The sequence below is a fragment of the Streptomyces milbemycinicus genome (genome assembly GCF_002154605.1).
GTDB classification, from domain to species: Bacteria; Actinomycetota; Actinomycetes; order Streptomycetales; family Streptomycetaceae; genus Streptomyces; species Streptomyces milbemycinicus.
This window is the reverse complement of record NZ_MUNE01001004.1, coordinates 1-6,181: the sequence shown is the minus strand read 5'-3', so window position 1 is coordinate 6,181 and position 6,181 is coordinate 1. Positions and strand designations below refer to the sequence as shown.

The following is a 6,181-nucleotide window of genomic DNA, read 5'->3' as shown; positions in this document are numbered from 1 at the left end:
GCGCCCCAAGCTCTCACCCCCCTCACACTCATCTCCCAGGAGAATGCTGTGACCATCACCCCGCCCGCGCTGAGCGTCTTCGAGGCCCTGGAGTCGGAGGTACGCAGCTACTGCCGCGGCTGGCCCGCCGTCTTCGACCGCGCGCAGGGCAGCTACATGTACGACGAGGACGGCCACACCTACCTCGACTTCTTCGCCGGGGCCGGAGCGCTCAACTACGGCCACAACAACCCGGTCCTCAAACGCGCCCTGCTGGACTACATCGAGCGCGACGGCGTCACCCACGGCCTGGACATGGGCACCACCGCCAAGCGCGCCTTCCTGGAGACCTTCCAGAACACCGTGCTGCGCCCGCGCGACCTGCCGTACAAGGTCATGTTCCCTGGCCCGACCGGCACCAACGCCGTCGAGGCCGCCCTGAAGCTGGCCCGCAAGGTCAAGGGGCGCGAGGCCATCGTGTCCTTCACCAACGCCTTCCACGGGATGTCGCTGGGCGCGCTCGCCGTCACCGGCAACGCCTTCAAGCGGGCCGGCGCGGGCATCCCGCTGGTCCACGGCACGCCGATGCCGTTCGACAACTACCTGGACGGCCGGGTGCCCGACTTCCTGTGGTTCGAGCGGCTGCTGGAGGACCAGGGCTCCGGCCTCAACCAGCCCGCCGCGGTCATCGTCGAGACGGTGCAGGGCGAGGGCGGTATCAACGTGGCGCGCACCGAGTGGCTGCGCGGCCTGGCCGACCTGTGCAAGCGCCGCGACATGCTGCTGATCGTCGACGACATCCAGATGGGCTGCGGCCGCACCGGCCCGTTCTTCTCCTTCGAGGAGGCGGGCATCACCCCGGACATCGTCACGCTCTCCAAGTCCATCGGCGGCTACGGCCTGCCCATGTCGCTGGCGCTCTTCCGGCCCGAGCTGGACATCTGGGAGCCGGGCGAGCACAACGGCACCTTCCGCGGCAACAACCCGGCCTTCGTCACCGCCGCCGCGGCCCTGGACACGTACTGGGCCGACGGCCAGATGGAGAAGCAGACCCTCGCCCGCGGCGAGCAGGTCGAGCAGGCGCTGCGCGAGATCTGCGAGGAGCACGTCCGGCTGGGCGCCGAGTACCGCGGGCGGGGCCTGGTCTGGGGCCTGACATTCCGGGGGTCTGGGGGTCGCTCCCCAGAAGGACACAGCACCGACCACACGCGCGCCTCGGCGGTGTGCGCCCGCGCCTTCGAACTCGGCCTGCTGGTGGAGACCTCGGGCCCGCAGAGCGAGGTCGTCAAGCTGCTGCCGCCGCTGACCGTCTCCCCCGAGGAGCTGGACGAGGGCCTGCGGACTCTGGCCCGAGCCGTCCGCGAGACCGCCTGACGCCACATCAGGCCGTATCAGATCCCCAACAGAAAGGCGCAATCCACCGTGATCGTCCGATCCTTCAAGGACATCGAGGGCACCGAACGGCATGTGAAGGCCGCTTCGGGCACCTGGGAGAGCAAGCGCATCGTCCTGGCGAGGGAGCGGGTGGGCTTCTCACTGCACGAGACCACGCTCTACGCCGGCACCGAGACATCGATGTGGTACGCCCACCACATCGAGGCCGTGCTGTGCGTCGAGGGCGAGGCCGAGCTCACCAACGACGAGACCGGCGAGAAGCACTGGATCACCCCCGGCACCATGTATCTGCTGGACGGGCATGAGAAGCACACCCTGCGTCCCAAGACCGACTTCCGCTGTGTCTGCGTCTTCAACCCGCCGATCACCGGACGGGAGGACCACGACGAGAACGGCGTATACCCCCTGATCACCGAGCCGGAGGAGGCCTGATCCAGATGACCACGGTCGCTGACCTGTACCCGACCCGCGCAAGCTCCGAGACGGTCACCCCACGCGTGGACCCGGTGGTGTGGTCCGATCCCGGGACCCCAGGGCCGCTGCGGCCGGCCGAGCTGAGCGGCTTCGAACGCGACGGCTTCCTGGCGATCGAGCAGCTGATCGCTCCGGATGAGGTCGCGGTCTACCGCGCCGAGCTCGACCGGCTGATCGCCGACCCGAAGGTGCGGGCCGACGAGCGCTCGATCATCGAGCCCACGTCGCAGGACGTACGGTCGGTGTTCGAGGTGCACCGGATCAGCGAGGTCTTCGCGAGCCTGGTCCGCGACCCGCGCGTCGTGGGCCGGGCCCGCCAGATCCTCGGTTCGGATGTGTACGTCCACCAGAGCCGGATCAACGTCAAGCCGGGCTTCGGCGCCTCGGGCTTCTACTGGCACTCGGACTTCGAGACCTGGCACGCCGAGGACGGGCTGCCGAATATGCGCACGGTGTCGGTGTCCATCGCGCTGACCGAGAACTACGACACCAACGGCGGCCTGATGATCATGCCGGGCTCGCACCGCACCTTCCTCGGCTGCGCGGGGGCGACCCCGAAGGACAACTACAAGAAGTCGCTGCAGATGCAGGACGCGGGCACCCCGTCGGACGAGTCGCTGACCAAGCTCGCCGACGCGCATGGGATCAGGCTGTTCACCGGCAAGGCCGGATCCGCGACCTGGTTCGACTGCAACTGCATGCACGGGTCGGGCGACAACATCACCCCGTACCCGCGCAGCAATGTCTTCATCGTCTTCAACAGCGTGGAGAACGCGGCGGTCGAGCCCTTCGCGGCGCCGGTCCGGCGGCCGGAGTTCATCGGGGCGCGGGACTTCACGCCCGTGCGCTGACCCTGGCCGGGGCAGGTAGGGGAAAGGTTCACCGGTCGCGGCCGCTACGCCCCGCCCGAGAGGCCGGAGAGCACGTTCAGCAGCCGGTCCACATCCGCCTCGGTGTTGTAGAGGTGGAACGAGGCGCGAAGGTTTCCCGCGCGCGCCGAGACGGAGACGCCGGCCTCGGCGAGGCGGGGCGCGGCGTGGCCGAGCCCCGGCACGGACACGATCGCCGAGCCCGGGGCGGCCACGCAGCGGTGCCCCAGCCCGGTGAGCCCGGCCCGGAAGCGGTCGGCGAGTGCGCGGTCGTGGGCGCCGATGGCCGCGGTGCCCAGCTCCTCGACGAGCGCGAGGGAGCGCGCGGCGCCCACGTACGACAGGAGGCTGGGGCTCTGGTCGAAGCGGCGGGCGGAGTGCGCCAGTTCCTCGACCGGCCCGTAGCAGCTGTCCCAGGGCTTCTCGCCGGCCGCCCAGCCGGCGAAGACCGGGGTGAGCCCGCCGAAGTCCTCGGGCACGGTCAGGAAGGTGACGCCGCGCGGGCACATGAGCCATTTGAAGCCGACGCATACGGTGTAGTCGGCGTCGTCGGCGTTCAGCGGCAGCCAGCCGAGGCCCTGGCTGCTGTCGGCCAGAAGCCGGGCGCCGTGGGCGCGGGCCGCCGCCCGGATGGCGTCCAGGTCGGCGATCCGGCCGTCCGCCGACTGCACGGCGCTGACGGCGACCAGGGCGGTGCCGGGGCGCACCGCGTCCGCCAGGGCCTCCAGCGGGACGGCGCGCGGCTTGAGGTCGCGGCGCATGGTGAAGGGGTTCACCAGGGAGCTGAAGTCGCCCTCGGCGACGAGGACTTCGGCGCCGGAGGGCAGTGAGGCCGCCACCAGCGCGGCGTATACGGCGACCGAGCCGCCCGCCGCGACCCGCCGGGCCGGCACCCCGGTCAGCCGGGCGAAGGCGGCGCGCGCCTCCTCCACCGCTTCCCAGGCCAGGTCGGCGGCGGGCCCTCCGCCCGCGGCGGCGTCAAGGGCCTCTTTCATGGCGGCCACGGTTCGGGCGGGGATCAGACCGGTGGAGGAGGTGTTGAGATACGTCGTCTGCGGCGCGAATTCCGCGCCTCCCAGGGGCTCCATCCACCCACTATGGGAGGCGCCCACCCCCGCGTCCATCGCCGATGTCTGAAGCGTATCCCCAAGCAGCCCTTACTTGTCCCCGCTGACCTGCGACGCTTCCCAGGCCTGGTGCAGCGCCTGGGTGAAGATCTCAGCCGGTTGGCCGCCCGAGACGCCGAAGCGGCGGTCGAGGACAAAGAAGGGCACGGAGCTGGCGCCCAGCGCGGCGGCCTCGCTCTCGTCGGCCCGTACGTCCTCGGCGTACGCGGTCTCGTCGTCGAGCACCGTACGGGCCTCGGCGGGGTCGAGCCCGGCCTCTGCGGCGGCGGAGAGCAGCGTCTCGGGGTCGAAGAGGGACCGCTCTTCGGCGAAGTTCGCGGCGTAGAGCCGGTCGAGCAGTTCGCCTTGGCGCCCGCGGGCCTTGGCGAGGTGCAGCAGCCGGTGGACGTCGAAGGTGTTGCCGTGGTCGCGGCCTGCGCGGTAGCCGAGCCCGGCTTCGGCGGCGGCCTCCGCGACCCGGGCCTCCATGGCCTGGGCCTGTTCGCGCGGGACGCGGTACTTGGTCGCGAGCATGTCGAGCACCGGCACGGTGTCGCCCTTGGGGTGGTCGGGGTCGAGCTCGAAGGAGCGGTGCACCACCTCGACCTGGTCCCGGTGGTCGAAGGCGGCCAGGCCCTGCTCGAAGCGGGCCTTTCCGATGTAGCACCAGGGACAGACGATGTCGGACCAGATCTCTACACGCATGGGGCTCGCTTTTTCCGATCAGTCGCCGGTCGCCGTGCACAGGAAGCAGCAGCGCCGGAGGGGGTGTCACAGTGTCGGCGAGTCAACCACGAGGCGCACTGGTTCATTCCCCACGGGGATTGCGATCACCTGATTCGGGGTGATTGTCTCCCCGCATGGCCAACCTCATCCTCCGGCTCACCGAAGAAGAACACGAGGAGATCCGGCGCCGTGCGGCGGCCGTCGGCATGACGCTCCAGGCGTACGGGCGGGCGCAGCTCGCGCTGGACCGGGACGAGACGCGGGAGGCCTTCCTGGCCGCGTTCCGGGATTCGCTGCAGCGCTGGCGGGGCGAGTTCAAGGAGCTCAACGAGGAGCTTGCGGCGCGTCCGCGCAGCACGAGCAGGGAGATGGGGTTCGACCCGGCCACGCGCCTGAAGGACGCCTGTTGACCCGGTCCCCGGGGTTTCCCATCGACTTCCCCACCCTGCTCCAGGCGACCGCGGACATCCCCGGTTCGCCCGCGATAGACGACTACGGGGTGCCGCTGGCGGCCATCCACCGGCACGGCGCGAACATGCTGAATCAGGACGTGTACTGGGGCGCCCATCTCAAGGCGGCCGCCGTCCTCGACACGCTGCTGCGCCATCCCTGGCTCGAACACTCCCAGGCCGACGCCGCATGGGCCGCGACCCGGGCGGTGCTGACGATAAACGGCCTGTCCGTCGCCCAGGACGTCAAGGGCTCCGAGGTGCTGGCGCTGATGCGCGATATCGCGGGCCCGGGGGTTCCGCTGCGGCATATCGCCCGCGCGCTGCGCGCCTGGACGTCGGAGGGGGCATCAGACGGCGCGTCGGAGGGCGCGGCGGATGCGGATGCGGATACGGGTGCGGATACGGGTGCGGAAGGAACAGCGGACGGAGCGGGGGACGGGACGGCCGACGGCTGAGCCCACCGCGCTCCCGTGAACACAAACGCCGCGGGCGGGACCGGCCGGTCCCGCCCGCGGCGTCGCACCCAGGTGTCGTCAGGCCTCCCGGCGCCCGTTCACCCGGCGGGGCAGCCCCAGCGGGTTCTCGTCGCGCAGCTCCGGCGGCAGCAGCGCGGCCGCAGCCAGCGCTCGATGGCGGTGCCGCCGACCGAGGTGGAGGTGGAGGTGGTCGCCGGGTACGGGCCGCCGTGGTGCTGGGCCGGGGCGACGGCGACGCCGGTCGGCCAGCCGTTGACCAGGACGCGGCCGGCAAGCGGGGTGAGCTCGGCCAGCAGCTCGGAGGCCCGGCCCTCGCTGCCTTCGCCCTCGGCCTNNNNCGCCGGAGCCGGGGGTGACCGGGGCGTCCACCTCGGGGAGTTCGGCCCGCTCCTTGACCCCGGCGACGAAGTTGTCGCGCATCCGGTGGTCCAGCAGCACACCGGCCTCGCTGTTGCTGACCGCGTCGGTGAGGGACTTCACCAGCCGGTCGCCCGCCTCGCCCGCCGGGGCCAGCACAAAGCCGGGCTTGGTGCAGAACTGGCCCATGCCCAGCGTCATCGATCCGCCCAGGCCCGCGCCGANNCCGCCGCGGATCGAGCCGGTGAAGCCGGCGGCGGCGATCAGCGGGTGCTTGACCAGTTCGATGCCCGCCTGGAAGCCGTGCACCACCGAGACCACGTCCACGGGCAGCCCGGACTCCTCGG

General features: G+C 71.3%; 7 protein-coding genes and 1 pseudogene. 5 read left to right on the top strand and 3 right to left on the bottom strand.

What is annotated here, in order from left to right; translation table 11 throughout:
* Nucleotides 1–48 precede the first annotated feature (48 nt).
* From ectB to thpD, 3 genes are read left to right on the top strand one after another with little or no spacing between them, the layout of a single operon-like run.
* The gene (gene ectB, locus CCN51_RS50280; protein WP_014180700.1) at nt 49–1,353 is read left to right on the top strand and encodes a diaminobutyrate--2-oxoglutarate transaminase; all 1,305 of its coding nucleotides are present in this window, start codon (nt 49–51) and stop codon (nt 1,351–1,353) included.
* Between the two features lie 48 nt (nt 1,354–1,401).
* The gene (locus tag CCN51_RS50275) at nt 1,402–1,806 is read left to right on the top strand and encodes an ectoine synthase (protein ID WP_014180699.1); all 405 of its coding nucleotides are present in this window, start codon (nt 1,402–1,404) and stop codon (nt 1,804–1,806) included.
* A 5-nt stretch (nt 1,807–1,811) separates the two neighbouring features.
* Complete coding sequence (gene thpD, locus CCN51_RS50270; protein ID WP_014180698.1) at nt 1,812–2,699, top strand: ectoine hydroxylase; 888 nt, start codon at nt 1,812–1,814, stop codon at nt 2,697–2,699.
* Nucleotides 2,700–2,743: 44 nt separating this feature from the next.
* Here thpD and CCN51_RS50265 read toward each other — a convergent pair whose 3' ends face one another.
* Both CCN51_RS50265 and CCN51_RS50260 read right to left on the bottom strand, forming a co-directional pair.
* Nucleotides 2,744–3,805 (bottom strand): aminotransferase class V-fold PLP-dependent enzyme, encoded by a 1,062-nt coding sequence (locus CCN51_RS50265; protein ID WP_014180697.1) that lies wholly within the window; start codon nt 3,803–3,805, stop codon nt 2,744–2,746.
* Between the two features lie 69 nt (nt 3,806–3,874).
* Entirely contained in the window at nt 3,875–4,528 is a 654-nt protein-coding gene (locus tag CCN51_RS50260; RefSeq protein ID WP_014180696.1) for a DsbA family oxidoreductase, read from the bottom strand.
* Nucleotides 4,529–4,683: 155 nt separating this feature from the next.
* On the opposite strand from CCN51_RS50260, the gene CCN51_RS50255 reads away from it, so the two are divergent.
* Nucleotides 4,684–4,959, top strand: a complete 276-nt coding sequence (locus CCN51_RS50255; RefSeq protein ID WP_014180695.1) for a plasmid mobilization protein — start codon at nt 4,684–4,686, stop codon at nt 4,957–4,959.
* A complete protein-coding gene (locus tag CCN51_RS50250) occupies nt 4,956–5,456 on the top strand; it encodes a hypothetical protein (RefSeq protein ID WP_014180694.1) in 501 nt (166 codons plus the stop codon). Before CCN51_RS50255 ends, CCN51_RS50250 begins: the two co-directional genes overlap by 4 nt.
* Before the next feature lie 78 nt (nt 5,457–5,534).
* On the opposite strand, the pseudogene CCN51_RS50245 reads toward CCN51_RS50250, so the two are convergent.
* Nucleotides 5,535–6,181: pseudogene (locus tag CCN51_RS50245) on the bottom strand (aldehyde dehydrogenase family protein); the annotation flags it as partial.